Raw genomic sequence first — 23,493 nt, 5'->3', positions numbered from 1 at the left:
ATGCCGGTGTGATGCTTCTGGTGCCCTCCGACGTTCTGCGCCCACGCCGCCCGGACGAGCATTTCGCCGACGAGGCGCGGGCCGCCCGTGATGCCGGGATCGAGGTGGCGCTCGTCGACCACGACGCGCTGGCCACCGGTGACGCGGACGGCGGGGTGGCGCGGGTTCCCGCCGGGGAGGGGGCCGTCTACCGGGGCTGGATGCTCGACGCCGGCCGGTACGCGTCGATGGCGCGGGCCCTGGCGGGACGCGGTGTGACCGTGCGGACCGGCCCGGAGCAGTATCGGCGGGCGCACGAGCTGCCCGGCTGGTATGCGGCGGTCGCCGGGGACACGCCGGAGTCGGTGTGGACGACGGGTGACCGGCCGGAGGATTTCCGGCGGGTGTGTGCCGGGCTCGGTGGCGGGCCGGCGGTGCTGCGTGACTTCACCAAGTCGATGAAGCACCACTGGCACGAGGCCGCGTACATTCCGGACGTCGCCGACGGCGCGGCGGCGTGGGCGGTGGCGAGCCGGTTCCGGGAGTTGCGCGGTGACGGTTTCACCGGCGGTTTCGTGGTGCGGCGGTTCGAGTCGTTCACCGGGGCCGAGGTGCGTACGTGGTGGGTCGGCGGGGTGTGCCGGCTGGTGACGGCCCATCCGGACACGCCGGGGGAGCTGCCGCCGGACGATGTGGAGCTGCCCGATCTCGGCGGTGTGGACCTGCCGTTCGTGACGGTGGATCTGGCGCGCCGCGACGACGGCCGCTGGCGGATCGTCGAGATCGGTGACGGTCAGGTCAGTGACCGGCCGCGCAGCACGGATCCGGAGGAGCTGATCGCCGCGCTGTACGCCTAGGGTTCGAGGAGGGTGGCGCGTTTGGCGGCGTACTCGTCGTCGGTCAGGACGCCGGCGGCGTGGAGTTCGGCCAGGTGGTTGAGCAGGGCCGTGTTGTCCGGTGCGGCGGTCATCCGGCTGCGGATGAGGCCGGCCAGGTAGGCGGCGGTGCTCCGGCCGGCGCTGAAGGAGAGTGTGGCGCCGCCGGTGGTGATCTCCAGTACGGAGCGGATCAGGCGATCACGGGCGGTCACGCTGTCGATGGCGGTGAAGGGAAGTTGTTCCCGGCCGGCGCCGGTGCGCAGGAGCCCGCCGGTGCTGGCGAGCTCGATCCGGTCGGGGTAGACGATCAGGTAGAGGTCGCTGCCGCTGTCGCGGGTGTGGGCGACGGCGAGTGCTCCGGAGGTGTCGACGCTGTTGCGCCGGGCCCGGTCGAGGGCCTGTACGCAGTGATCGGGAACCGTCATGCCGTCCTCGGGGCTCACGATGAGTCACCGTATCGCATCGACGTGGGTCCATCGATTGCGTAGGCTTGCCGCCCATGGAGGAACGGGTCTTCACCGACCGGGGGGAGCTGGTCCTGCGGCGCCGGGACGGGCACTTCGAGCTGATCAGCAACGGTGTCTTCCTGATGGACACGCGGTCCGGCCGGTCGGAGCGGGTCATGGTGCGTGCCGCGCTGGGTGCGATCGGGCCGCGGCCGCGGTTGCTGATCGGCGGGCTGGGGTGGGGTTCTCGCTGGCCGAGGCGGTCCGGACGGACGCCACCGAGATCATCGTGGTGGAGATCGAGCCGGCCGTGGTCGCCTGGCATCGGGGGGTGCTGCGGCCGTTCAGCGAGGGCGCGCTCGACGATCCGCGGGTCCGGGTGGTGACCGCGGACCTGGCGGTGTGGTTCACCGGCACCAGCGACCGGTTCGACGCGATCTGCCTGGACCTCGACAACGGTCCGGGCTGGACGGTGTTCGACCACGACACCCGGCTGTACCGGCGGTCCGGGCTGGCCATGCTGCGTGAGCATCTGCGGCCCGGCGGGGCGCTGGCGGTGTGGAGCGCCGCCGCGGAGCCGGGTTTCGCGGCCACGCTGACCCGCCTGGTCGGGCCGGTCCGGACGGTCCGGATCCCGGTGGAGCGCGGCCGGCCGGACGTCGTCTACGTGGCCTCCTGCGCCGGCGACGTCTCCGGCGGGTGAAGGCGGTACTCGATCAGCTCCGGGTGGGGCGGGAAGTCGTCCGGGACCGAGCGCCCGCTGGCCCGCCAGCCCATCTTGGCGTAGAAGCGGCGAGCCCGATGGTTGCCGGCGAGCACCCACAGGTGGCCGGTCCCGCCGAGCAGCTCGACGATCTCGGCGTGCGCGGCCGCTGCCAGCCCGGTGCCCCAGGTGCTGGTGGCCGTACCGAAATGCAGCAGTTGATCGTCTTGAAGAGCGACATATCCGGCGACCTGCCCATCGTGGAGGATCACCAGCACCCGCACCGACGGATCATCGATCTCCGCGGCCCAGCGCCCGGTCAGCGCGGCCCGCGGAAACGGGTACCGATCCTGCGGGTAGAGCCCGGACAGCGCACGCACCGAGCCCTCCTGCTGCACGTCCATGATCGCCTCGATGTCGGCCGGGGTGGCCGCGCGCAGCACGCTCACGCCCCACCGGCCCAGCGCACCGCCGGCGTCGAACCCGACCTCCACCACACCGGCTGACCATAACGTCCGGGAAGAGCATTTCCAGACCCAGGACGCGGAGGTACGTGCCACACCTCCCCGACCGCACCACCCCGCCCCCGGCTGCGCCGCTACCGCCCGTCCGCCTCCGGTGCCCTGAAGGAGGGACGGCCCCCAGCCGTACCCGGACGATGAATGTCGCCCCGGTACGGGGCCGCTTACCGTCGGTGACATGCGCATCACCGGCGTACCGTTCCCACCTCCCGCGTTCCCGCCTCCCGCTCACGTCCCCACGTCGCCGGCCGGCGAACCGCCGTTCCCGCCTGTCGCTCACGTCCCCACGTCGCCGGCCGGCGAACTGGTGAACCACCGCGACGCCCGCGCCCTGGACCCGCGCGCATGATCCACCAGCCGCCCGCTCTCGAACCGGTGTCCGGGACAGTGGTCGGCCAGGTCCGGATCACCGCCGCCACCGTCCCCGACAGCGCCGCCCCCGGCCTGGTGGCCGTCACCGCGGCCGCCCTGATCTGCATCGCCGCCTGGACCGGCCGGGCTCTCACCGGCGAGGTCGGCACCGCCCTGCTGGCGCTCGGCATCCTCACCCCGCCCGCGCTGGTGGCCGCGACGGCGTTCGCCCACCACCGCCGTCCGATTGCCCGCGACACCGCCACCGTCTGGGAGTTCACGGTCAGGCTGACCGGCGGCGAAAGGCTCCCGGTGACGCTGCGAACCGACGCCCCACGAGGCGCCCTGCGCCCCCGCGACCACGTGCGGCTGATCCCGGCCCGGCAACCCCGCCGAGGGGTAGTGAAGGCGGTGGAGATCCTGGCCACCCCGACCGGCCCGATCCTCCATCGGATAACCGCCCTCCCCACCTTGCCCCCGGTCCAGCGAGCCGGCCTGCTCCTGGCCGCCCTCCTGCTGGCAGCCACGGCGGCCACCCTCCTGACTGCCTGACCGTCCCCCACCGAACCGCTGTCCAGTCCGATGCCGCCGCTCGTGCGGTCGGCCTCCCGAACGGAGTCGCGTCTCGGCCGACCCGCCCTCCCGGCATTCTGGCGATCTAGGGCTGAGCCCCCGGTGGAACGCTGGTGAGCATCAGCCCGATGAGCGTCAAACCCGCCGGCAGTCCGTCGAGAACGATTGCCGCGTTCTCCTCCCGATGCGCCACCTCGTCGTCCTGACGGCCACACAGGCGCAGAAACCGCCGCACCTCGACGGCCACGCCGTTCTTGTCCGCGCTGGTATTGTCCGCGCTGGTCCTGTCCGCGCTGGCCTTGTCTGCGCTGGTCCTGTCCGCGTCAATCTCGTTTGTGCCGATCAGCCACAGCGTGTCGCCACGCCGAACCGGGCCACCCGTCAGCCGCCCGGTGACCGCCGTCCCTCCGGCGGGATCCGGGAACGCGTCCTCGATCCGCATCTCCGCCACCGCCCGAACCTACGCCGCCTTCACCCGACCACCCCTCGTCGAGCCGAACCTTCGTCGCGCCCGCCCCGCCCCACCGGAGCCGAACCGTGGATGATCTCGGCGAGGGCGAGGGCGAGGGCGAGGGCGAGGGCGAGGGCGAGGGCGAGGGCGAGGGCGAGGGCGAGGGCGAGGGCGAGGGCGAGGGCGAGGGCGACGGCGACGGCGACGGCGACGGCGACGGCCGCGGGCGACGGCGAGGCCCAGAGGAGAAGGCCACGGGGCGAGAGGCGATTAGTGAGGGCCGGCGGGCGCGATGGCGAGGGCGGCGGGACGATGGCGCGCGGTGACGTCGAGGAAGGCTAGAAGGGTCTCGCCTCGTGGATCCCGTTGGAGGTGTGAGCGCGGGCCATTCTGCCTTTACGCTGGACCGCGAGGGCTTCCTGCCAGCCGGAGGAGCGGCGTGCGGCTCGCCTCCCTCCGGGTTGGGGAGGGGCGACCGGCGGCGGAGGGTGGGCTCTCGTGAGGCGCGGCGGTGGGTTGGTTTCGTGCGGCCGGTCGGGGGGCTGGTTCGGTGAGGGGCCGGAGCGCGGTCCGAGGGGGCGCTGTGGTCGGCAACGGCCCTGGTATACACATTGCTACGCCTCTGTGCCTCCGGGTGGGATTGAAATGTTTCAAGCGGCGTGCGTACGATCAGGGCGCCCGCCCCCGCCACGATTAGAGAGGCCCAGGTGTTGACTCAGCAGCCCCGCAACGGTCGAGCCCCCTCGGTCAAGGACGTCGCCGCCGCCGCGGGGGTGTCTCTGGGGACCGTCTCCAACGTGCTCAACCGGCCCGCGGTGGTCAGCGCCGCCACCCGGGAGCGTGTCGAGCGGGCGATGGCCGAGCTCGGGTTCGTGCGTAACGAGTCGGCCCGTCAGCTGCGTGCCGGCACCAGCAGGGCCCTGGCCTACGTGATGCTCGACGGGGGCAACCCGTTCTTCCACGATGTCGCCGAGGGCATCGAGACCGCCGCGGAGGACGCTGATCTGTCGCTGTTCGTCTGCAACAGCAGCGGGCGGTCCGAGCGTGAGGCCAAGCACCTCGACCGGCTTCTGCAGCAGCGGGTCCAGGGCATTCTCATCACCCCGGTCGACCCGGACGCCCCGCATCTGGCCGATCTCGCCCAGCGTGGGTTGCCGTTCGTGATGGTCGACCGGTTCAGCCGGGCCGGCGGGCACTGCTCGGTCGCCGTCGACGACGTGCTCGGTGGGCGGATCGCCGTCGAGCATCTGATCGATCGCGGACATCGGCGGGTCGCGTTCGTCGGTGGGCCGGCCAGTATCGGCCAGGTCCGGGAGCGTCTGCAGGGCGCGCGTGCGGTGTGGGCCGAGTTCGGGATGCCCGAGGAGGATCTGATCCATCTGCCGACCGAGGCGCTCACCGTCAACGAGGGCCGCTCGGCGGGGGAGCGGCTCGCCGGTCTGCCGTCCCGGCGCCGTCCGACCGCCGCGTTCTGCGCCAACGACCTGCTCGCGCTGGGTTTGCTGCAGCACGCCGTGACTGCCGGCCTGCGGGTCCCCGACGACCTGGCGATCGTCGGTTTCGACGACATCGACTTCGCCGCCGCGGCCGCTGTCCCGCTCACGTCCGTCCGCCAGCCCCGGCAGGAGCTCGGCCGGACCGCCGCCCGCCTGGTGCTGGACGAGGCCACCAATCCGGCCCACGTCCACGAGCAGGCCACCTTCGTCCCCGCCCTGGTCGCCCGAGCTTCCACCGGAACCGTCCGCCGCTGAGGAAGACCGGCCGGCCGCGCCGAGAGGGACCGGCCGCGCCGAGAGGGACCGGCCGCGCCGAGGGAGACCGGCCGCGCCGAGGGAGACCGGCCGCGCCGAGGGAGACCGGCCGCGCCGAGGAAGACCGGCCGCGCCGAGGGGGCCGGCCGTCCGTTGCAGCGGAGAACCGGCCGGCCGGCGCCGGGCAAGGGCGGCTGATGGCGGACGGCGGCGCGGCTGGTACCGTCCGCCCGGTGATCCACGGGCTCTACGACGTCATCCACCGCCGCCGCGACGTCCGGGCGGAGTTCACCGGGGAGGCCGTCGCGCCCGACACCCTGGAGCGGATTCTCGCCGCCGCGCATGCCGCGCCCAGTGTCGGCCTTTCGCAGCCGTGGGATTTCGTCCTGATCCGGTCGGGCGAGGTGCGTGCGGCCTTCCATGAGCACGTTCGCGCCGAGCGGGACGTCTTCGCCGCGACGCTGAGCGGGGCGGAGGCCGAGCGGTTCGCCCGCATCAAGATCGACGGGGTGCTGGAGGCGGGCCTGTCGATCGTGGTCACCTACGATCCGCAGCGTGGCGGCCCGGCGGTCCTCGGCCGGCACGCGATCGCCGACGCCGGGCTCTACTCGGTCTGCCTGGCGATCCAGAACCTGTGGCTGGCCGCGACCGCCGAGGGTCTCGGTGTCGGCTGGGTGTCGTTCTACCGGGAGGACTTCCTGCGCGACCTGCTCGGCATCCCGGCCGGGATCCGCCCGGTGGCCTGGCTCTGCGTCGGCCCGGTCAGTCATCTCGAGCGGGTTCCGGATCTGGAACGGCACGGCTGGCGGCAGCGGCGGCCCCTCGACCTGGCCGTGCACGCGGATCGGTGGGGGTCGCGGTGAGGCTGCACGTCGGCTGCGCGATGTGGAGCCTGAAGTCGTGGCAGGGCCGGTTCCTGCCGGTGTCCGGCACGGATCGGCTCCGGTCGTACGCCGGATGGTGCAACGCGGTCGAGGGCAACACGACGTTCTACGCGACGCCGACCCTGGCGACCGTCGCCGGCTGGGCGGAGCAGGCTCCGGCCGGCTTCCGGTTCGTGCTGAAACTGCCGCGCGAGGTCACTCACGGCGGCGCGCTGGCCGACGTCGCCGCGTTGTCGGAGTTCCTGCGGGTGATCGAGCCGCTCGGCGACCGGGTGCACGCCCTGTGGGCGCAACTGCCCGGCTCCTTCGGGCCGGGCGACCTGCCGGCTCTCTCCCGGTTCCTGCGGGGCCTGCCGGATTCTTTCCGGTACGCCGTGGAGGTCCGCGATCCGGTGTTCTTCCACGACCCGGACCGCCTGGAGGACGTGCTCGCCGCGGCCGGCGCCGAGTGGGTGCCGTTCGACACGACGGAGTTCTTCCGGACGCCGCCGACCAGTGACGCCGAACGGGACGCGTGGCTGAAGAAGCCCCGGATGCCGCTGCGCACCGCGGCCCTCACCGACCGCCCGATCGTCCGCTATCTGGGCCGGGACGCCACCGACCGGACCGTCGGCGGCTGGCAGCGCTGGGTGCCGATCGTCGCCGGGTGGCTGCGGGAGGGCCGGTCGCCGACGTTCTTCGTGCACACCCCGGACAACGCGGACGCGCCGGAGCTGTGCCGCCGCTTCCATGACGAGGTCCGGGCGCTGGTGCCGCAGCTGGAGCCGCTGCCCGTACCGCCGCCGTTGTCCGCTCTCGAACCGGAGGGCCCGCCCACGCTGTTCTGACCGTCCACGTTGTAGGTTGCCGTCCATGATCAAGACGCGGCTGCTGGGTGCGGCGCAGTTTTTGCTGCTCGCCCTGTACCTGCTCGGCGGGTTCGGGGTGCTGGTGCTCGCGGTGGTGCGCAGCGGTGACTGGGGCGCCCTGGCGGCGCCGGGGCTGGACCGGCTGGGGGACCCGAAGGACGCGATCCCGTTCGGCTGGGACTCGATGACCAACCCGTTCGCGTGGATCTTCGGGATCGCCCGGCTGACCGCGATGCTCGTCGTCCCGGTGGTGACGCTCGGTGTGCTGCTCGGCGGGTTCGCGGTGGCCGGCGCCCGCCGCGACGGCGACGGCCGGCGGCTGCGGCGCGCGCTGCTGGCGATCGGTGTGTGGCTGGCGCTGGCGGCGGTGGCGTTCACGCCGTACGGCGGCGACCTGCACACCTGGCTCGCCGACTGAGCGGCGACGGCCCGGCCGGCCGGTGCGGGCCCGGCCGTCCGGCCGGGCCCTGCGGGTCGGGCCTCAGGAGTGCGGGCAGGTGTCCCGGTACTCCTGGATGGCGGTGCCGGACGGGGCCGGGCACAGGAACTGGTCGTAGCGGGTGTCGTTGTCGATGAACCGCTTGAGCCAGGAGAGGCTGTACTTGGCGACGGTGACGCTGCCGCCCTCGGTGGGCGCCGAGTGGGTGGCGTTGTTGAGTTCCAGGTAGGCCTTGTCCGGCGCGGCCGTCAGGCTGGTGTAGAACGGCTCGGCGTGGGACGACACCGGGGCGACCGTGTCGTTCTCGGCGCCGATGATCAGCGTCGGGACGCGTACCGTGGTCCAGCTCTTCGTGCTGTGGTAGGGCGTCATCGGGACCGCAGCCTGCAGCGCGGGCCGGGTGCGGGCCGCGGCCAGGCTGCCGCCGCCGCCCATCGAGTGGCCCATCACCCCGAGGCGGGTGGCGTCGATGCGGGTGCGCACCGAGCTGGTGTTCGTCAGGTAGTCGAGGGCGGCCAGCAGCTGGGTGCCGCGGCTGTCCGGCTGGTCCAGGGTGCTGCGGGTGTCGATGGTGATCACCACGAAGCCCTGCGAGGCCAGGCGCGGGCCGAGCCAGGCGATGCTCGACTGCGAGGCGGTGAAGCCGGGGGAGATGGCGATCGCGCCGAACGTGCCGGCGCTGGTGTCGGTCGGGTAGTAGATGGTGCCGCCACCGAACGTGGAGACGCTGGAACGCGCCACCGTGACCTGGGCGATCGCGAAGGTGCCGCGGGCCGCTTCGATGCTGGCGTTGGTGGGGGCCGGGCCGCGCTCGTACGGGTTGGCGGCCGCGGCCGGCACTGCGGGCGACGCCAGGACGAAGGCGGCGCACAGGGCGGTCAGCAGGGAAGCCCTGCGGCGGGCCGGGAGACGGGCAGGAACGGGCATGGGAACTCCCTGGGGTATTGGGGCTCCAATAATCGATGGATGTCGATAAGTTAACCGGCCGGTAACAAAGTCGGTAATCCCGGCCCGCCCCCTGCCGCCGCGATATGGCCCGGCCGGAAAATCGGTTGCCGTCACCGTGCCGGTCCGGTTGGGTGGACCGCATGACGTACTGAGGCCTTCCCCAGCGCACCCTGTCGCGGCGTTCCGCGCCGCCTCCGGCACCGCCCTCGTCGGCGTGCCGTGAACCGTGCCCTCAGCCCGGCGCCCCCCGCCTCCGCGGGCCGCGCCCCACCGTCATGGGAAGAAGCATTTTGTCTCAGCAGCAGTCCACCCGTGCCACCGTCGAGATCTTCGCCGCGCCCGCCAGCTGGATCGAGTCCGGCGCCGTCGACCAGTGTCACCAGGTCGCCGCCCTGAACGGCATGATCCACGTCGCCGGGATGCCCGACCTGCACCCCGGCAAGGGCGCCCCGATCGGCGCCGCCATGCTCTCGTCGGTGCTCTACCCGTTCCTCGTCGGCTCCGACATCGGCTGCGGCATCGCCGTCTACCCGTTCACGCTCAAGCGGGTCGTCCCGGAACGGCTGGCCGGCCGCTTCCCCGACCTCGACGTGCCGGCCGAGGCGACCGGCCTCGACGTGCCCGCCGGATACACCGACCAGCTCGGCACGGTCGGCCGCGGCAACCACTTCGTCGAACTCGCCCGGGTCGGCGCGGTCCTCGACGGCGGCCACGCCGAGCGGCTCGGCCTGGCCGCCGGGGACACCGTCCTCATCGTGCACAGCGGCTCCCGCGGCCTCGGCGAGCGGATCCTGCGCGCCCACACCGAGGTGCACGGCGCGGGCCCGGCCGCCGACCCCGCGGCCTACCTGGCGGCGCACGACGACGCCGTCCGGTGGGGACACCTCAACCGGCGGATCATGGCCGAGCGGGTCGCCGACGCGCTCGGCGCCGACCTCGGCGACCCCGTCACCGACGTCTGCCACAACTCCGTCGAGATCCGCGACGGGCTCTACCTGCACCGCAAGGGCGCCGCGCCCGGCGACGGCGCCGACGTGCTGATCGCCGGCACCCGCGGTACCCACTCCTTCCTGGTGGCCGGCCACGCCGGCCCGGCCGCCGGACATTCGGTGGCGCACGGCGCCGGACGCAAGATGTCCCGGACCGACGCGCTGCGGCGCGGCCGGGCCAAACACACGATCGAGGAGCTTCGGCGTACGGCCGTGGGCTCCATCGTGGTCTGCGGCGACCGGCAGTTGCTCTTCGAGGAGGCGCCGACCGCCTACAAGCGGATCGAACAGGTCGTCGGTGACCTCGTCACCCACCACCTCGCCACCCCGATCGTCAGCACGGTTCCGCTGGTCACCTACAAGACGGCCGATCTCGCGCCGCGGAAGGGAGGCCGGCGATGAGCACGGCCGCATCAGCCGGCGCCCCGTCGCCGGAAGCCACGTCGTCCGCGCGGCGGGCAAGGACCGGATGTGTGCCGGCGCTGCGGTGGCGGCGGTTCGCCGACCGTCCGCCACGGCCGGTCTTCTTCAGCCGGCCGCCGCAGCGGGGTGGATCGCGGCACACGGCCGGGGGTGAGGGCCGGTGATCGGCTGGTGGAAACGAGCGGCCCGGCCCGCGCCGGACACCGGCTGGGGGCATCGCCCCGTGCCCACGGGGCCGGAGCCCCGCCGCGGCGCCGGATCGGTCACCGGATGCCGCGCGGCGGCGTCCCGGCCGCCCGGAACGGGCCGCATCGCCCCCTTCCGGAGGTGGGCGTGACCCCGGCGGACGTGAACGCCGCGGGGGCGACGGTGGCGGCCTTCATGGCGGCGGTTGAGACGGCGGCGGGAGTGGACGCCGCGGGGGCGACGGCGGCGGTCTTCATGGCGGCGGTTGAGACGGCGGCGGGAGTGAACGCCGCGGGGGCGACGGCGGCGGTCTCCCCGGCGGCGGCTGTTGTCGCACCTACGGGGGCGAGCGGGATCGCACCGTGTGGAAGGGGGGCACGATGGCCGTACATCTGATGGTTTCTGCCGGACGCGGACCGCAAGAGTGCTCATGGGCGCTGGCCCGGCTGGTCGATCGGCTGGAGGCCGATGCCGCGAAGCGGGAGATCGTGACCCGGCGGGTGGAGACCGTGGCCGGGGAACGGGCCGGGACCTACCGGTCGGTGCTGCTGGAGATCAGTGGTGACGGGGCGGCCGGGTTCGCGGCGTCGTGGAGCGGGACGCTGTGCTGGCAGGCGCCGAGCCCGTATCGGGCCGGGCCGGGGCGCAAGAACTGGTACGTGACCGCGCGGCCGTGTTCCGTCGAGGAGCGGCGGACCGTCTTCGACGAGGCGGACGTGGAGATCGTGCCGACGCGGACCGGCGGGCCCGGTGGGCAGCACCGCAACAAGGCCAGCACCGCGGTCCGGGCCACCCACCGGCCCAGCGGGATCGTGGTGGTCGCCGACACCGAGCGGCAGTTCGGCCTGAACCGGAGCATCGCGCTGCGGCTGATCCGGGAGCGGCTGGCGGCCGGTGACGCCGCGGCCTCGCAGGCGGCCGGGACGGCCCGTTGGCGGATCCACGACGAGCTGGTCCGCGGCAACCCGACCCGTGTCGAGCGCCCCTGACCGATCAGAGCGGCAACCCCGATCCGTGTCGAACGACCCTGGCGATGAGGGCGGTGGCCCGAACCGGTGCCACCGCCCTCATCGATCAAGACGCCCGCCGGTTGTCGATGGTTGCCTGGGCAGCCGGAACGTAACGGGGTGTTCACATCCGGGCGGTCACCGCGCCGAGCTGTTTCACGTGCCGCAGCAACGGCGACGACTCGACCCGGTCGACGCCGTCCAGGCCGCTGATCCGCTCGGTCAGGTAGCGGTAGAAGGCCGCCATGTCGGTGCAGACGACCGTGGCCACCAGGTTCGTCGAGCCGGTCGTGGCCGCCGCGAACACCACCTCCTCGTGCCCGGCCAGCGCCGCCCCCACGGCGGCCAGCCGGGCCGGGGCGACCGTCACCCACAGCAGCACCGGCGCGTGGAAGCCGAACACCCGCGGATGCACCTCGACGTCGTAGTAGAGCGCACCGGACCGGCGCAGCTCCCGCATCCGGCGGCGGACCGTCGACTCCGGCCAGCCGGTCGCCGCCGCCAGCTCGGCGTGACCGGCGCGGCCGTCGCGGGACAGCACCTGCAGCAGCGCGTCGTCGCCGTCGGCCAGACGCACCGGGGTGCTGCCGGCCGGTGGCCCCGCGGTGGCCGGCCCGGCCAGGGTGAACGGCGGCGGTGGCGGCGACGGCACCCCGTCCGGCGCCAGCGCGGCCATCTGCTCCGCGGTCAGCGCGGCGTCGCGCAGGTCCGGGCCGACCGCGCCGCCGACGAAATGGTGGATCAGGCAGTGCGCGGTCACCGACACCAGCCGCGGCGTACGCGGAAGCTTGTGCAGCAGCAGCGACTCGCGGTCCTCGTGCGCGGCGAGCCGGGCCAGGCAGGAGATCTCGGTGCCGCCGGAGAACACGCTCACCCAGGCGGTGTCGGGCCGGCGGGCCAGCGCGTCGGCGAGCGGCGCCGCCATGTCCGGCGAGGTGTGCAGCCGCAGCATCCACGACTCGTAGCCGAGCCGGATCGGGTTGGGCATGCCGACCACCCGCACCCCGGCGCTCTCCCGCAGCCGCCGGTAACGCCGGGCCACCGTCTGGTCGGAGACGCCGAGAACCGCGCCGATCTCCCGGTAGCCGGCCCGCCCGTCGACCCGCAGCGCGTGCACGATCTGCCGGTCCAGCATGTCGATTTCCACGCCGGCCACCCTAGCTCGATGTCGAGATCCGCCGCATACCGCCGATGACGTGGTGTGTTCCGGAGGGCAGGCGGCAGAGTACGGCGCATGCGAAAGTGGTCACCCCTGATCGCCGTCTGTCTCGGCACCTTCCTGCTGCTCGTCGACGTCACCATCGTCATCGTCGCGCTGCCCAGCATCGCCGGCCACCTCGGCGCGAGCCCGCACGACCTGGCCTGGGTCCTCGACGGCTACGCCCTGGCGCTGGCCGCCCTGCTGCTCGGCGCCGGAGCGCTCGCCGACCGCTACGGCCGTCGCCGCACGTACCTCACCGGGCTGTTGATCTTCGGACTGTCGTCGCTGCTCTGCGCCGTCGCGCCGACCGTGAACACGCTCGTCGCCGCCCGGGCACTGCAGGGCGTCGGCGGCGCCGCGATGTTCGCCACCACCGTGGCCATCCTCAACGTCACCTACCGTGGCCGCGATCGTGGTGTCGCGTTCGGCGTGTGGGGCGCTGTCAACGGCGCCGCCACAGCCGCCGGGCCGCTGGCCGGCGGCCTGCTCACCGAACATTTCGGCTGGCGGTGGATCTTCCTGGTCAACCTGCCGATCGTCGTGGTCGCGGTTGCGGTCACGCTGCGTACGGTCACCGAGTCCCGCTCCGACCGGGCCGGCCGCTTCGACGTCCCCGGCACGATCACCTTCACCCTCGCCGCCACCGCCCTGGTCTATGGGCTGATCCGCGCCGCCGACGACGGCTGGGCCTCCGCCGCGGTGCTCGGCCCGATCGCCCTCGGACTCGCCGGGACCGCCCTGTTCGTCGCCGTGGAACGCCGGTCCGCCGCCCCGATGCTGGATCTCGCCCTGTTCCGGCGGCCCGCGTTCACCGGCCTGATCGTCGCCGCGTTCCTGTGCCAGGCCGCCGCCTTCGCGTACCTGCCGTTCGCCACGATCTGGCTGCAGCGGGTGCTCGGGTACGGGCCGGTCGACGCCGGGCTGCTCGGCGCGCTGCCGCTGAGCGGGGCCGCCCTGCTGGTCGGCGCGTTCGCCGGACGGTTCCTGCAGCAGGCCCGGCCGTGGCTGGCCATCGGGCTGGGACTGCTGCTGATCGCGGCCGGCGACGCCGCCCAGTCGGTCGTCGGGGCGGACAGCGGGGCGGCCGTGCTCATCCCCGGCCTGATCCTGGTCGGACTGGGTGCCGGGGTGGTGCTGCCGGTGCTGTCGTCGGCGGTGCTGGCCGAGGTGCCGCACGAGCGCAGCGGCATGGCCGGCGGGGCGCTCAACACGTTCCGCCAGCTCGGGTTCGCGTTCGGTGTTGCGATCTTCGGCACAGTCGTCGCGGATGTCTCCCCTCAGCAGAAGGCGTACGCCGCCGGGTTGAGTGACGCGGTTCTCCTCGCCGCCGGATTCGCCCTGGTCGCGGCCCTGATGACGGTTCTGCTGGCCCGCCCGAAGGTGGAACAGCCGGTGAAAATCGGGTGACAGGCCCCGGCGGCGGTGCGGCAGCATGGCCGTCGTGGTGGATACGCGCGGACCCGTCCGATATCTGTGGTGGCTGGCACGACAGGTGAAAGGGTGGGTGGCGCGCGGGGCGATCTTCGGGTCGCTGTGGTTCGTCAGCCTGGCCGTCACGCCGTACCTCATCTCCCAGGCCATCGACCGCGGCCTCGCGCCGCGCCGCGCCGGTGTCCTCTTCGCCTGGGCCGCGGTGATCCTGCTCGTCGGGGCGGCCAGCGCGGGCCTCGGCATCATGCGGCACCGCAACATGACCAAGCTGCGGCTGGCCGCCGCGCTCCGGACCGCCGACCTGGTGATGACGCACGCCACCCGGCTGGGCGCCGCCCTGCCCCGCCGGGTGACCGCCGGCGAGGTCGTCACCATCGGCATCTCCGACGTGTGGACCGTCGGCCGCGCCATGAACGCCGGCGGGGTCGGGGTGGCCTCGATCGTCGCGTTCTGCGTGGTCGCGGTGCTGCTGGAGCAGATCTCCGGGCTGCTCGCCGTGGTCGTGCTGGTCGGCGTGCCGGTGCTGGCGCTGATCATCGCGCCGCTGCTGCGCCGCACCCAGCGGGCCGCCGGCCGGTACCGCCACCACCAGGGCGAACTCAACGGCCGGCTGGTCGACGTGATCGGCGGCCTGCGCATCCTCAACGGGCTCGGCGGCAAGGAGGCGCACCTGGAGCGCTACCGGCGGGAGTCGGCGAGACTGCGTGACCAGGGCTACCGGGTCGGCGGGCCGTCCAGCTGGATCGGCGCGCTCGGCGACGGCCTGCCGGTGGTCTTCCTCGCCGTGGTGATCTGGCTGGCCGCCCGGCTCGCGGTCGCCGGCGACCTCACCGCCGGCCAGCTCGTCGCGGTGTACGGCTACACCGCGATGCTCGTCATCCCGGTCAACGTGATGATCTTCGTGGGGTTCGACGTCACCCGCGGCATCGTCGCCGCCCGCCGCATCACCGACTTCCTGCGCCTGCCCGAGGACGACCCGGCCGGCGAGCCCGGACCGCCCGGCCCGGCCCCGCTGCGTGACCCCGGCTCCGGGGTGTGCGCCGAACCCGGCCGGTTCACCGCGCTCGCCGGCGACCGGCCCGCCGACGCCGCCGAGATCCTCGACCGGCTCGGCCGCTACCTGCCCAGCGACGCCACCTGGGGCGGGCGGCCGCTCACCGGGATCGCCCAGCCCGACATCCGCAGCCGCATCCTGGTCGCCACCCACGACGCCGACCTGTTCGCCGGGCCGCTGCGCGCGGTCGTCGCCGGAGCCGCCGAACCCGACGACGACCGGGTCCGCCAGGCCCTCGACACCGCTGTCGCCCACGACGTCGGCGACGACCTGGACCGGCCGATCGACTGGGGCGGGCGCAACCTGTCCGGCGGGCAGCGGCAGCGCATCCGGCTGGCCCGGGCCGTCTACGCCGACCCGGAGATGCTGCTCGCCGCCGAACCCACCTCGGCCGTCGACGCGCACACCGAAGCGGCCATCGCCGACCGGCTCAGCGCCGCGCGTACCGGCCGGGGCACCGTCCTGGCCACCACCTCGCCGGTGCTGCTCGACCGCGCCGACACCGTCCACTACCTGGTCGGCGGCCGGGTCGCCGCCACCGGCACCCACCGGGAGCTGCTCGCCGCCGTCCCGGGATACCGCGCCCTCGTGGCCCGCGCGTTCGGAGCCGACCGGTGAACATCCTGCTTCCCGTCGCCAGCCCCCGCGAGGTCCTCCTCGCCGCCCGCCGGCTGGTCGCCGCCGACGGCCGGGCCGTCACCGGCATGCTCGCCCTCAGCTCGCTGGCCGCCCTCGCCGGGCTCGGCGGCCCCTGGCTGCTCGGCCGGATCATCGACACCGTCGCCGCCGGCGGCCGGATCACCGACGTCGACCGGCTCGCCGCCGCCGTCCTGGCCTGCGCCGTCGCCCAGACCCTGCTGTCGCGATACGCCCTGTCCGCCGCCTACCGGTTCGGCGAACGCACCGCCGCGCGCATCCGCGACACGTTCCTCGAACGGGTGCTCGGCCTGCCCGCCTCCGTGGTCGAGCGCACCCCCGCCGGTGACCTCGCCGCCCGCGGCAGCACCGACGTCGACGGCGTCGCCACCGCGCTGCGCGACTTCCTGCCGCCGATCTTCGTCGGGCTCGTGCAGATGGTGTTCCTCATCGTCGCCGTCGTCGTCCTCGACCCGCTGCTCGGGATCGTCGGCGTCATCGGGTTCTCCGGCATCTGGTTCGTCACCCGCTGGTACCTCCGCCGCGCCCGCAACGCCTACCTCACCGAGGGCGCCGCCACCTCCCGGCTCGCCGACGAGATCGCCGCCACCACCGACGGCGCCCGCACCGTCGAGGCGTTCGGGCTCCACCAGCGGCGCGTCACCGCCGGCGACGCGGCGCTCGCCGAGACCCGGCGCACCCGGCTCATCACCCTCGGACTGCGCAGCGTGTTCTTCCCGATCGCCGAGACGTCGTACGCGGTGCCCGCCGTCCTCGCCCTCGTCCTCGGCGGCCTGCTGCACATCGACGGCCGGGTCACCGTCGGCACCGTCGCCGCGGCCGTCCTCTACCTGCGGCAGCTCGTCAGTCCCCTGGACACCATCCTGATCTTCCTCGACCAGATGCAGGCCGGCGGCGCGTCCTTCGCCCGCGTCGAAGGCCTCGGCACCGTCCCGGCCCCCACACTCGTGACCGACCGGGAGCCGACCGACGAGCGCATCGAGGTACGGGCCGTCCGGTACGCGTACGACGAGGGCCGCGACGTGCTCCACGACGTCGACCTGACCGTCCGCCCCGGCGAACGGCTCGCCATCGTCGGGCTCTCCGGCGCCGGCAAGTCCACCCTCGGCCGTCTCGTCGCCGGCGTCGAACGGCCCACCGCCGGCAGCGTCACCGTCGGCGGCGTCCCCATCGCCGAACTGCCGCCCGACCAGCTGCGCCGCCACGTCGTCCTGGTCACCCAGGAGCACCACGTGTTCCGGGAGACGCTGCGGGAGAACCTGATGGTCGCCGCCCCCGACACCGAACTCCACGAGGCGCTGCGCACCGTCGGCGCCGACTGGGCCGACGACCTCGACCGTGACCTGGGCGAACACCCGCTCGACGGCGCGCAGGCCCAGCAACTGGCCCTGGCCCGGGTGGTCCTCGCCGACCCGCACACGGTCATCCTCGACGAGGCGACCGCGCTGCTCGACCCCACCGCGGCACGCACCGCCGAACGGTCCCTGGCGGCGGTGCTGCACTCGCGTACCGTCATCGCCATCGCCCACCGCCTGCAGACCGCCCACGACGCCGACCGTGTCGCCGTGATGGACGACGGCCGCATCATCGAACTCGGCACCCACGACGAGCTGGTCGCCGCCGACGGCCCCTACGCGGCGCTGTGGCGCTCCTGGCACGGCGGCGAGAGCATGCCCGTCGGATAGCGCCGCAGCGATCCGCCGACGCCCCGCGCCCACACCGACATGCGGGCGCGGGGCGTCGGGCACTACCAGGCGGCGACGTCGTCCAGATCGCCGGCCTGGCGGTACCCGGAGAGCAATCGCACCGCCTCGGCCTCGCTCGCGCTGTCGTCCCGGTCGCCCCACCCCTCCCGGACCAGGCTCACCGAGCACCCGCCGACGACCATCGTCAGCACCCCGTCGCCCCGGCGTCTCACCTCGTACGGCCCGGCGCTCAGGTCACCGCCGGCGGTGTCGTCCGGCCGGGTGCCGGGACGGGCCCGTTCCACCCGCAGCGAGAACCACCGCTCGTCGTCACCGAGCCGCAGCGCGCCCTCCTCGAAACCCCTGTCGCCCAGGGTGACGCTGCAGCTCAGCAGGGGCGCCCCGGGCACCCGGAACGGTGTCGTGCACCGCTGCGCGGCGTCGAAGCGCACCGTCCCGGTCACCGCCACCGCCTGTTCCCGGGTGTGCGCGAACGTCTCCAGCCTCGCCCACAACCCGTCGGCCGGCTGCCACCGGACCGTCCAGACCCCCGCGCCGCCCGGCAGCCCGTCCACCCAGGCCACCCCGGGCCGGTTGCCGACCCGCACGTCGTACGTCGTCACCGGATCACCGGACGCCCCGAGCGTCCGTGTCTCCGCTGCCAGATCCTTCTCGGTACGGGCCAGCACGAACAACGCCGTCATCGGATCACCCCGGACCTCGACGCTCTCCACCCCGCCGCCGGCCGCCCAGGTGACGGACGAGGCGCCGGCCGTCAGCTCCGCCGCCGTGAAGTGCAGTGTGGTCGCGTCGGTGCCGACGAGCTCCGGCCGCGCCGAGGCGCCCGCCCGATCGGCAGCGGCCGGCAGCACCATCGGGACGGGCCCGGATCCGCGCCCGCCGGCGCCGAGGACGGTGGCTCCCGCAACGATCGCCGCCACCGCCGCCGCGCCGAGGACGGTGCCGGCCCGGCGTCGCCGCCGGAGACGGCCGCCGTGCGTGCGCGCCCGCTCGACCAGCCCTCCGACGTCGACGCCCGCACCGGCGTGGGCCTGCAGGCTCGCCGTGATCCGCTCCTCGAGATCGTGCGACATCAGAGCGCTCCCGTCGTCAGGGCGGAGGTCAGCGACGCGCCCGGCCCGGAGCCCGGCGTGCAGGTCGCCGCGGAGGCGGGCGGAGAGGCGGGGGCCGGCGAAGAGGCCGGGGCCGGTGGACCACCCGGCGGGGAGGGCGGCGGTCCGGGCGGTGACAGCAGCGGCGCGGCACGCAGCGCCGTCAGGGCCCGCGCCGCATGGGTACGCACGGTGCCCGTCGAACAGCCCAGGATGTCGGCGATCGCCGTGTCGCCGAGATCCTCGTAGTAGCGCAGAACGATCACCGTGCGCTGGCGCACCGGCAGCGCCTGGACGAGCCGCCACATCGCGTCGCGCTCGTCGACCGCGGCAGCCTCGTCGCCGGCGCCCGCCGCGTCGGCGACCACCGGAACCGTCACCTCGTGGCTGCTGCGCCGCCGCCACCACGAGTGGTGCGCGTTGACCAGCATCCGCCGGACGTAGAGGTCGGGCTGTTCGGTGCTGCCGATCCGGCCCCACCGCGCGTAGGCCCGGGTCAGCACATCCTGCACCAGGTCCTCGGCCCGATGCGGATCACCGGTGAGCAGCCGGGCGAGCCGCACCAGCGACGGCCCCCGCGCGTAGGCGTATTCCTCGAACGTCACGCCCTATTGAACGCACCGGCCCACCCTCCGCGTAGACACCACCGGCAAGATCGTTTCCGGCCGGCTCCGGGGCTGTCGAGCGGCACGGGGGACGGCTACGAGAACCGGCCGGGTTGGGGTTGACCGGGGTTGGCGGCCGCACGTAATCTACGCGTAACTCTGAAACGTTTCACGATGTGACCGCCGAACCCGACGAACGAAGAGCGGATTCCCATGACCAACCCCTCAGTCTCCGAGCTCATCGCCCGCTCGAACCGCCTCGGCGCGGATCCGCGGACCACCAACTACGCCGGCGGGAACACCTCGGCCAAGGGCGCCGACACCGACCCGGTGACCGGTGAGCCGGTCGACCTGGTGTGGGTGAAGGGCTCCGGCGGCGACCTCGGCACCCTCACCGAGAAGGGCCTGGCCGTGCTCCGCCTGGACCGGCTGCGGGCGCTGACCGGCGTCTACCCGGGTGTGGAGCGCGAGGACGAGATGGTCGCCGCCCTCGACTACTGCCTGCACGGGCGCGGTGGCGCGGCCCCGAGCATCGACACCGCGATGCACGGCCTGGTGGACGCGCCGCACGTCGACCACCTGCACCCGGACGCCGGCATCGCGATCGCCACGGCCGCCGACGGGCCGGCGCTGACCAAGGAGATCTTCGGCGACCGGGTGCTGTGGGTGGACTGGCGGCGGCCGGGCTTCCAGCTCGGCCTGGACATCGCGGCGGCGCACCGGGCGAACCCGCAGGCGATCGGCGTCATCCTGGGCGGGCACGGGATCACCGCGTGGGGCGCGACGAGCGAGGAGTGCGAGGCCAACTCCAACGAGATCATCAGCACCGCGGCGGCCTACATCGCCGAGCACGGGCGCGGCGAGCCGTTCGGCGCGGCAGTGGTCACGGCACTCGAGACGGACGAGCGGCACGAGCGTGCCGCCGCGCTCTTCCCGGTGATCCGCGGGCTCGCCTCGACCGACCGCCCGCAGGTCGGGCACTACGACGACAGCGACGTGGTGCTGGAGTTCGCCGGCAGCGAGCGGGCCGGCGAGCTGGGCGCGCTCGGCACCTCCTGCCCGGACCACTTCCTGCGCACCAAGGTGAAGCCGCTGGTCCTGGACACCGCGCCGGACGCCCCGCTGGACGAGGTGATCGCCCGGCTCAGGGAGCTGCACGAGGCGTACCGGGCGGACTACCGCGGCTACTACGAGCGGCACGCGACCGAGGACAGCCCGGCGATCCGGGGCGCCGACCCGGCGATCGTGCTGGTCCCGGGGGTGGGCATGTTCTCGTTCGGGGCAAACAAGCAGACCGCGCGGGTGGCCGGCGAGTTCTACGTGAACGCGATCAACGTGATGCGCGGCGCCGAGGCGATCTCCCGGTACGCGCCGATCGACGAGTCGGAGAAGTTCCGCATCGAGTACTGGGCGCTGGAGGAGGCGAAGCTGCAGCGGATGCCGAAGCCGAAGCCGCTCGCCACCCGGATCGCCCTGGTCACCGGCGCGGGTTCGGGCATCGGCCGGGCGATCGCGCTGCGGCTGGCCGCCGAGGGCGCGTGCGTCGTGGTCAGCGATCGGGACACCGAGGCGGCCGCGACCGTGGCGGCGGAGATCGGCGGCACCGACGTGGCGGTCGCGGTGAGCCTCGACGTCACCGACGAGGACGCGGTGGCCGCTGCCGTACGACAGGCCGTCCTGGCCTTCGGCGGGGTCGATCTCGTGGTCAACAACGCCGGCCTGTCGCTGTCGAAGTCGCTGCTCGACACCACCGCCCGTGACTGGGACCTGCAGCACGACGTGATGGCGAAGGGCTCGTTCCTGGTGTCGCGGGAGACCGCGCGGGTGCTGATCGCGCAGGGCCTGGGCGGCGACATCATCTACATCTCCAGCAAGAACTCGATCTTCGCGGGCCCCAATAACGTCGCCTACGGCGCCGCCAAGGCCGACCAGGCCCACCAGGTCCGCCTGCTCGCGGCCGAACTCGGCCCGCACGGCATCAGGGTCAACGGCATCAACCCCGACGGCGTGGTACGGGGCTCCGGCATCTTCGCCGGGGGATGGGGCGCCGACCGTGCGGCCGTCTACGGGGTGCCCGAGGAGAAGCTGGGCGAGTTCTACGCGCAGCGCACCCTGCTCAAGCGTGAGGTGCTGCCGGAGCACATCGCCAACGCGGTCTTCGCGATCACCGGCGGCGACCTGACCCACACCACCGGGCTGCACGTCCCCGTCGACGCGGGTGTCGCCGCGGCGTTCCTGCGATGAGCGACGCGTTCGCGGCTGTCGATCTCGGCGCGTCCAGCGGGCGCGTCGTGGTCGGCCGTTTCCACGACGGCACCCTGGAGCTGGAGGTCGTGCACCGGTTCCCGAACGAGCCGGTGCGGGTCGTCGGCACCCTGCACTGGGACATCCTGTCGCTGTACCGGGGCGTGCTCGACGGGCTGGCCGCCGCCGGCCCGGTCCGCAGCATCGGCATCGACTCGTGGGCGGTCGACTACGGGCTGATCGACGCCGACGGGGCGCTGCTCGGCAACCCGGTCCACTACCGGGACGCGCGCACCGACGGGATCGCCGACCGGGTCAAGGACCTCTACGACGTCTGCGGACTGCAGAAACTGCCGTTCAACACGGTGTATCAGCTGATCGCGGCCGAGCCGACGGCACAGTACGCGGCGGCCGACCGGCTGCTGATGATCCCCGACCTGCTGGCCTACTGGCTGACCGGGGGGATCGGCGCCGAGTACACCAACGCGTCGACGACCGGGCTGCTCGACGTCCGTACCCGCGAATGGTCCTGGCCGTTGATCTCCGAGTTGGGGTTGCGGGCCAGGCTGTTGCCGCCGGTACGGCACCCGGGCGACCGGATCGGACTCTTCGGCGGGACCCCGGTGATCGCCGTCGGGTCGCACGACACGGCCAGCGCGGTCGTCGCCGTCCCGGCCGAGGGCGACGACTTCGCGTACATCTCCTGCGGCACCTGGTCGCTCGTCGGCCTGGAGCTGGACGCGCCGGTGCTGAGCGAGGAGTCCCGCGCCGCGAACTTCACCAACGAGGGCGGCGTCGACTCGACGATCCGCTACCTGCGCAACGTGATGGGCCTGTGGCCGCTGCAGGAGTGCCTGCGCGAATGGGGCTCGCCCGCCCTGCCGGAACTGCTCGCCGCGGCCGCCGCCGAACCGGGCCTCGCCCACGTCGTCGACCTGGACGACCCGGTCTTCCTGCCGCCCGGCGACATGGCGGGCCGGCTGCGCGAACGGGCCGGCCTGCCCGCCGGCGCGAGCCACGCCACGATCGTTCGCTGCATCCTGGACAGCCTGGCGCTCGCGCAGCGGCGCGCGGTGCGCCAGGCCCAGGAGCTGGCCGGACGCGACGTCAGCGTGGTGCACCTGGTCGGCGGGGGAGCGCTGAACGAGCTGCTCTGCCAGCTGACCGCCGACGCCTGCGGGCTGCCGGTGCTGGCCGGGCCGGTCGAGGCCACCGCCATCGGCAACCTGCTCGTCCAGGCGCGTGCCGCCGGGGTCGTCGAGGGTGGACTGGATGCGATGCGGGCGCTGGTGCGCCAGACTCAACGCATCGTGCGCTACACACCGGCGGGCTCGGAGCAGGACTGGGACGCCGCGGCCGCACGAGCAGGGAGGTGACCCGTGCGGATCGCGCTCTTCGCCACCTGCCTGGCCGACACGCTCTTCCCGGAGGCGGCCAAGGCCACGGTGCGGCTGCTCGAACGGCTCGGCCACGAGGTGGTGTTCCCGTTCGAGCAGACCTGCTGCGGGCAGATGCACATCAACACCGGGTACCAGAAGGACGCGTTGCCGCTGGTCCGGCGATATGCGAAGACCTTCGATCCGTACGAGGTGATCGTCGTCCCGTCCGGGTCGTGCGCCGGGTCGATCCGGCACCAGCACGGCATGGTCGCGTCCGCCTACGGTGACGCCGGGCTCGCCGCCCGCAGCGAGTCGGTGGCGGCCCGCACCTACGAGCTGTCCGAACTGCTCGTCGACGTGCTCGGGATGGAGGACGTGGGGGCCTACTACCCGCACCGGGTCACCTACCACCCGACCTGCCACAGCCTGCGGATGACCCGGGTCGGCGACAAGCCGCTGCGGCTTCTCCGGCAGGTCCGCGGACTCGACCTGGTCGAGCTGCCGGCGGCCGAGCAGTGCTGCGGGTTCGGCGGCACCTTCTCGATCAAGAACGCCGAGACGTCCACGGCGATGCTCGCCGACAAGATGACCAACATCGTCTCCACCGGCGCCGACGTCTGCACCGCCGGCGACACCTCCTGCCTGATGCACATCGGCGGCGGACTGTCCCGTCTGCGGACCGGGGTGCGGACCGTCCACCTCGCCGAGATCCTGGCCTCCACGGAGTACGCATGAGCGAGCCCGCGAG

Annotated in this window: 22 protein-coding genes and 1 pseudogene; 16 read left to right on the top strand and 7 right to left on the bottom strand. The window is 73.6% G+C overall.

The genetic code is table 11. The features are described 5' to 3' along the window. Window positions 1-11: 11 nt before the first annotated feature. Window positions 12-836 carry an ATP-grasp domain-containing protein gene (locus BM290_RS01075; protein ID WP_093608983.1) on the top strand — a complete coding sequence of 275 codons (825 nt, stop codon included), beginning with the start codon at window positions 12-14 and terminating at the stop codon, window positions 834-836. On the opposite strand, the gene BM290_RS01070 is transcribed toward BM290_RS01075, so the two are convergent. Then, window positions 833-1,300: an SHOCT domain-containing protein gene (locus BM290_RS01070; RefSeq protein ID WP_093608981.1), complete on the bottom strand. Its 468-nt coding sequence runs from the start codon at window positions 1,298-1,300 to the stop codon at window positions 833-835. The genes BM290_RS01075 and BM290_RS01070 overlap by 4 nt on opposite strands. 241 nt (window positions 1,301-1,541) lie before the next feature. Between BM290_RS01070 and BM290_RS01065 the strand changes: the two genes are divergently transcribed. Further along, window positions 1,542-2,006, top strand: a complete 465-nt coding sequence (locus tag BM290_RS01065; RefSeq protein ID WP_239143333.1) for a spermine/spermidine synthase domain-containing protein — start codon at window positions 1,542-1,544, stop codon at window positions 2,004-2,006. On the opposite strand, the gene BM290_RS01060 is transcribed toward BM290_RS01065, so the two are convergent. Beyond that, window positions 1,967-2,503 (bottom strand): GNAT family N-acetyltransferase, encoded by a 537-nt coding sequence (locus BM290_RS01060; protein WP_093608979.1) that lies wholly within the window; start codon window positions 2,501-2,503, stop codon window positions 1,967-1,969. The genes BM290_RS01065 and BM290_RS01060 overlap by 40 nt on opposite strands. A 369-nt stretch (window positions 2,504-2,872) precedes the next feature. Here BM290_RS01060 and BM290_RS01055 point away from each other — a divergent pair, with 369 nt between their 5' ends. Beyond that, the gene (locus tag BM290_RS01055) at window positions 2,873-3,430 is read left to right on the top strand and encodes a hypothetical protein (protein WP_143133560.1); all 558 of its coding nucleotides are present in this window, start codon (window positions 2,873-2,875) and stop codon (window positions 3,428-3,430) included. Window positions 3,431-3,536: 106 nt separating this feature from the next. On the opposite strand, the gene BM290_RS48020 is transcribed toward BM290_RS01055, so the two are convergent. Continuing rightward, window positions 3,537-3,893, bottom strand: coding sequence for a hypothetical protein (locus tag BM290_RS48020; protein WP_177319526.1), 357 nt, complete (start codon window positions 3,891-3,893; stop codon window positions 3,537-3,539). A 716-nt stretch (window positions 3,894-4,609) separates the two neighbouring features. Between BM290_RS48020 and BM290_RS01040 the strand changes: the two genes are divergently transcribed. From BM290_RS01040 to BM290_RS01025, 4 genes are all read left to right on the top strand, one after another. Beyond that, entirely contained in the window at window positions 4,610-5,653 is a 1,044-nt protein-coding gene (locus BM290_RS01040) for a LacI family DNA-binding transcriptional regulator (RefSeq protein ID WP_239143336.1), read from the top strand. Window positions 5,654-5,889: 236 nt separating this feature from the next. Beyond that, on the top strand, window positions 5,890-6,516 hold the full coding sequence (gene bluB, locus BM290_RS01035; RefSeq protein WP_239143356.1) for a 5,6-dimethylbenzimidazole synthase: 627 nt from the start codon (window positions 5,890-5,892) through the stop codon (window positions 6,514-6,516). Further along, window positions 6,513-7,364: a DUF72 domain-containing protein gene (locus BM290_RS01030; protein ID WP_093609822.1), complete on the top strand. Its 852-nt coding sequence runs from the start codon at window positions 6,513-6,515 to the stop codon at window positions 7,362-7,364. Before bluB ends, BM290_RS01030 begins: the two co-directional genes overlap by 4 nt. Before the next feature lie 25 nt (window positions 7,365-7,389). Beyond that, complete coding sequence (locus BM290_RS01025) at window positions 7,390-7,803, top strand: hypothetical protein (protein ID WP_093608969.1); 414 nt, start codon at window positions 7,390-7,392, stop codon at window positions 7,801-7,803. 63 nt (window positions 7,804-7,866) lie between these two features. Here the strand turns inward: BM290_RS01025 and BM290_RS01020 are convergent, their stop codons facing one another. After that, a complete protein-coding gene (locus BM290_RS01020; protein WP_093608967.1) occupies window positions 7,867-8,751 on the bottom strand; it encodes a poly(ethylene terephthalate) hydrolase family protein in 885 nt (294 codons plus the stop codon). Window positions 8,752-9,062: 311 nt separating this feature from the next. Here BM290_RS01020 and BM290_RS01015 point away from each other — a divergent pair, with 311 nt between their 5' ends. The 3 genes from BM290_RS01015 to prfH all read left to right on the top strand — a co-directional run bounded on the left by BM290_RS01015 (window position 9,063) and on the right by prfH (window position 11,359). Beyond that, the gene (locus tag BM290_RS01015; protein ID WP_239143337.1) at window positions 9,063-10,163 is read left to right on the top strand and encodes an RNA ligase RtcB family protein; all 1,101 of its coding nucleotides are present in this window, start codon (window positions 9,063-9,065) and stop codon (window positions 10,161-10,163) included. A gap of 354 nt (window positions 10,164-10,517) precedes the next feature. Then, a complete protein-coding gene (locus BM290_RS49015; protein WP_203779147.1) occupies window positions 10,518-10,766 on the top strand; it encodes a hypothetical protein in 249 nt (82 codons plus the stop codon). After that, a complete protein-coding gene (gene prfH / locus BM290_RS01010; RefSeq protein ID WP_093608963.1) occupies window positions 10,751-11,359 on the top strand; it encodes a peptide chain release factor H in 609 nt (202 codons plus the stop codon). Before BM290_RS49015 ends, prfH begins: the two co-directional genes overlap by 16 nt. Window positions 11,360-11,501: 142 nt before the next feature. Here prfH and BM290_RS01005 read toward each other — a convergent pair whose 3' ends face one another. Next, window positions 11,502-12,524: an Lrp/AsnC family transcriptional regulator gene (locus BM290_RS01005; RefSeq protein WP_093609820.1), complete on the bottom strand. Its 1,023-nt coding sequence runs from the start codon at window positions 12,522-12,524 to the stop codon at window positions 11,502-11,504. Window positions 12,525-12,611: 87 nt separating this feature from the next. Between BM290_RS01005 and BM290_RS01000 the strand changes: the two genes are divergently transcribed. The 3 genes from BM290_RS01000 to BM290_RS00990 all read left to right on the top strand — a co-directional run bounded on the left by BM290_RS01000 (window position 12,612) and on the right by BM290_RS00990 (window position 17,405). Continuing rightward, the gene (locus tag BM290_RS01000; RefSeq protein WP_093608961.1) at window positions 12,612-13,985 is read left to right on the top strand and encodes an MFS transporter; all 1,374 of its coding nucleotides are present in this window, start codon (window positions 12,612-12,614) and stop codon (window positions 13,983-13,985) included. A gap of 97 nt (window positions 13,986-14,082) precedes the next feature. Then, entirely contained in the window at window positions 14,083-15,681 is a 1,599-nt protein-coding gene (locus tag BM290_RS00995) for an ABC transporter transmembrane domain-containing protein (RefSeq protein ID WP_203779151.1), read from the top strand. Continuing rightward, window positions 15,678-17,405, top strand: a complete 1,728-nt coding sequence (locus tag BM290_RS00990) for an ABC transporter ATP-binding protein (protein ID WP_239143338.1) — start codon at window positions 15,678-15,680, stop codon at window positions 17,403-17,405. The genes BM290_RS00995 and BM290_RS00990 overlap by 4 nt, the downstream gene beginning before the upstream one ends. Before the next feature lie 62 nt (window positions 17,406-17,467). Here BM290_RS00990 and BM290_RS00985 read toward each other — a convergent pair whose 3' ends face one another. Together BM290_RS00985 and BM290_RS00980 are read right to left on the bottom strand one after the other, a co-directional pair. Then, window positions 17,468-18,499, bottom strand: coding sequence for a hypothetical protein (locus BM290_RS00985; protein WP_093608957.1), 1,032 nt, complete (start codon window positions 18,497-18,499; stop codon window positions 17,468-17,470). 170 nt (window positions 18,500-18,669) lie between these two features. Beyond that, window positions 18,670-19,122, bottom strand: a pseudogene (locus BM290_RS00980) (SigE family RNA polymerase sigma factor); the annotation flags it as partial. A 213-nt stretch (window positions 19,123-19,335) separates the two neighbouring features. Between BM290_RS00980 and BM290_RS00975 the strand changes: the two are divergent. Genes BM290_RS00975 through BM290_RS00965 form a run of 3 tightly spaced genes read left to right on the top strand, consistent with a single transcriptional unit; the run spans window position 19,336 to window position 23,480 of the window. Continuing rightward, window positions 19,336-21,366 (top strand): bifunctional aldolase/short-chain dehydrogenase, encoded by a 2,031-nt coding sequence (locus BM290_RS00975; RefSeq protein WP_093608955.1) that lies wholly within the window; start codon window positions 19,336-19,338, stop codon window positions 21,364-21,366. Then, window positions 21,363-22,742, top strand: coding sequence for a rhamnulokinase (locus tag BM290_RS00970; RefSeq protein WP_093608953.1), 1,380 nt, complete (start codon window positions 21,363-21,365; stop codon window positions 22,740-22,742). The genes BM290_RS00975 and BM290_RS00970 overlap by 4 nt, the downstream gene beginning before the upstream one ends. Window positions 22,743-22,745: 3 nt before the next feature. Continuing rightward, window positions 22,746-23,480, top strand: a complete 735-nt coding sequence (locus BM290_RS00965; protein ID WP_093608951.1) for a (Fe-S)-binding protein — start codon at window positions 22,746-22,748, stop codon at window positions 23,478-23,480. Window positions 23,481-23,493: the final 13 nt, after the last annotated feature.

The sequence above is a fragment of the Actinoplanes philippinensis genome, assembly GCF_900113015.1.
GTDB classification, from domain to species: Bacteria; Actinomycetota; Actinomycetes; order Mycobacteriales; family Micromonosporaceae; genus Actinoplanes; species Actinoplanes philippinensis.
Note: the sequence above shows the minus strand (reverse complement) of the source record. Positions and strands in the feature narration are given on the sequence as shown.

Coding starts and splice junctions, on each gene's coding strand:
- BM290_RS01075 (WP_093608983.1), top strand. CDS start 12: ATGCTTCTGGTGCCCTCCGACGTTCTGCGCCCACGCCGCCCGGACGAG.
- BM290_RS01055 (WP_143133560.1), top strand. CDS start 2,873: ATGATCCACCAGCCGCCCGCTCTCGAACCGGTGTCCGGGACAGTGGTC.
- BM290_RS48020 (WP_177319526.1), bottom strand. CDS start 3,893: ATGCGGATCGAGGACGCGTTCCCGGATCCCGCCGGAGGGACGGCGGTC.
- BM290_RS01025 (WP_093608969.1), top strand. CDS start 7,390: ATGATCAAGACGCGGCTGCTGGGTGCGGCGCAGTTTTTGCTGCTCGCC.
- BM290_RS01020 (WP_093608967.1), bottom strand. CDS start 8,751: ATGCCCGTTCCTGCCCGTCTCCCGGCCCGCCGCAGGGCTTCCCTGCTG.
- prfH (WP_093608963.1), top strand. CDS start 10,751: ATGGCCGTACATCTGATGGTTTCTGCCGGACGCGGACCGCAAGAGTGC.
- BM290_RS01000 (WP_093608961.1), top strand. CDS start 12,612: ATGCGAAAGTGGTCACCCCTGATCGCCGTCTGTCTCGGCACCTTCCTG.
- BM290_RS00985 (WP_093608957.1), bottom strand. CDS start 18,499: ATGTCGCACGATCTCGAGGAGCGGATCACGGCGAGCCTGCAGGCCCAC.
- BM290_RS00975 (WP_093608955.1), top strand. CDS start 19,336: ATGACCAACCCCTCAGTCTCCGAGCTCATCGCCCGCTCGAACCGCCTC.
- BM290_RS00970 (WP_093608953.1), top strand. CDS start 21,363: ATGAGCGACGCGTTCGCGGCTGTCGATCTCGGCGCGTCCAGCGGGCGC.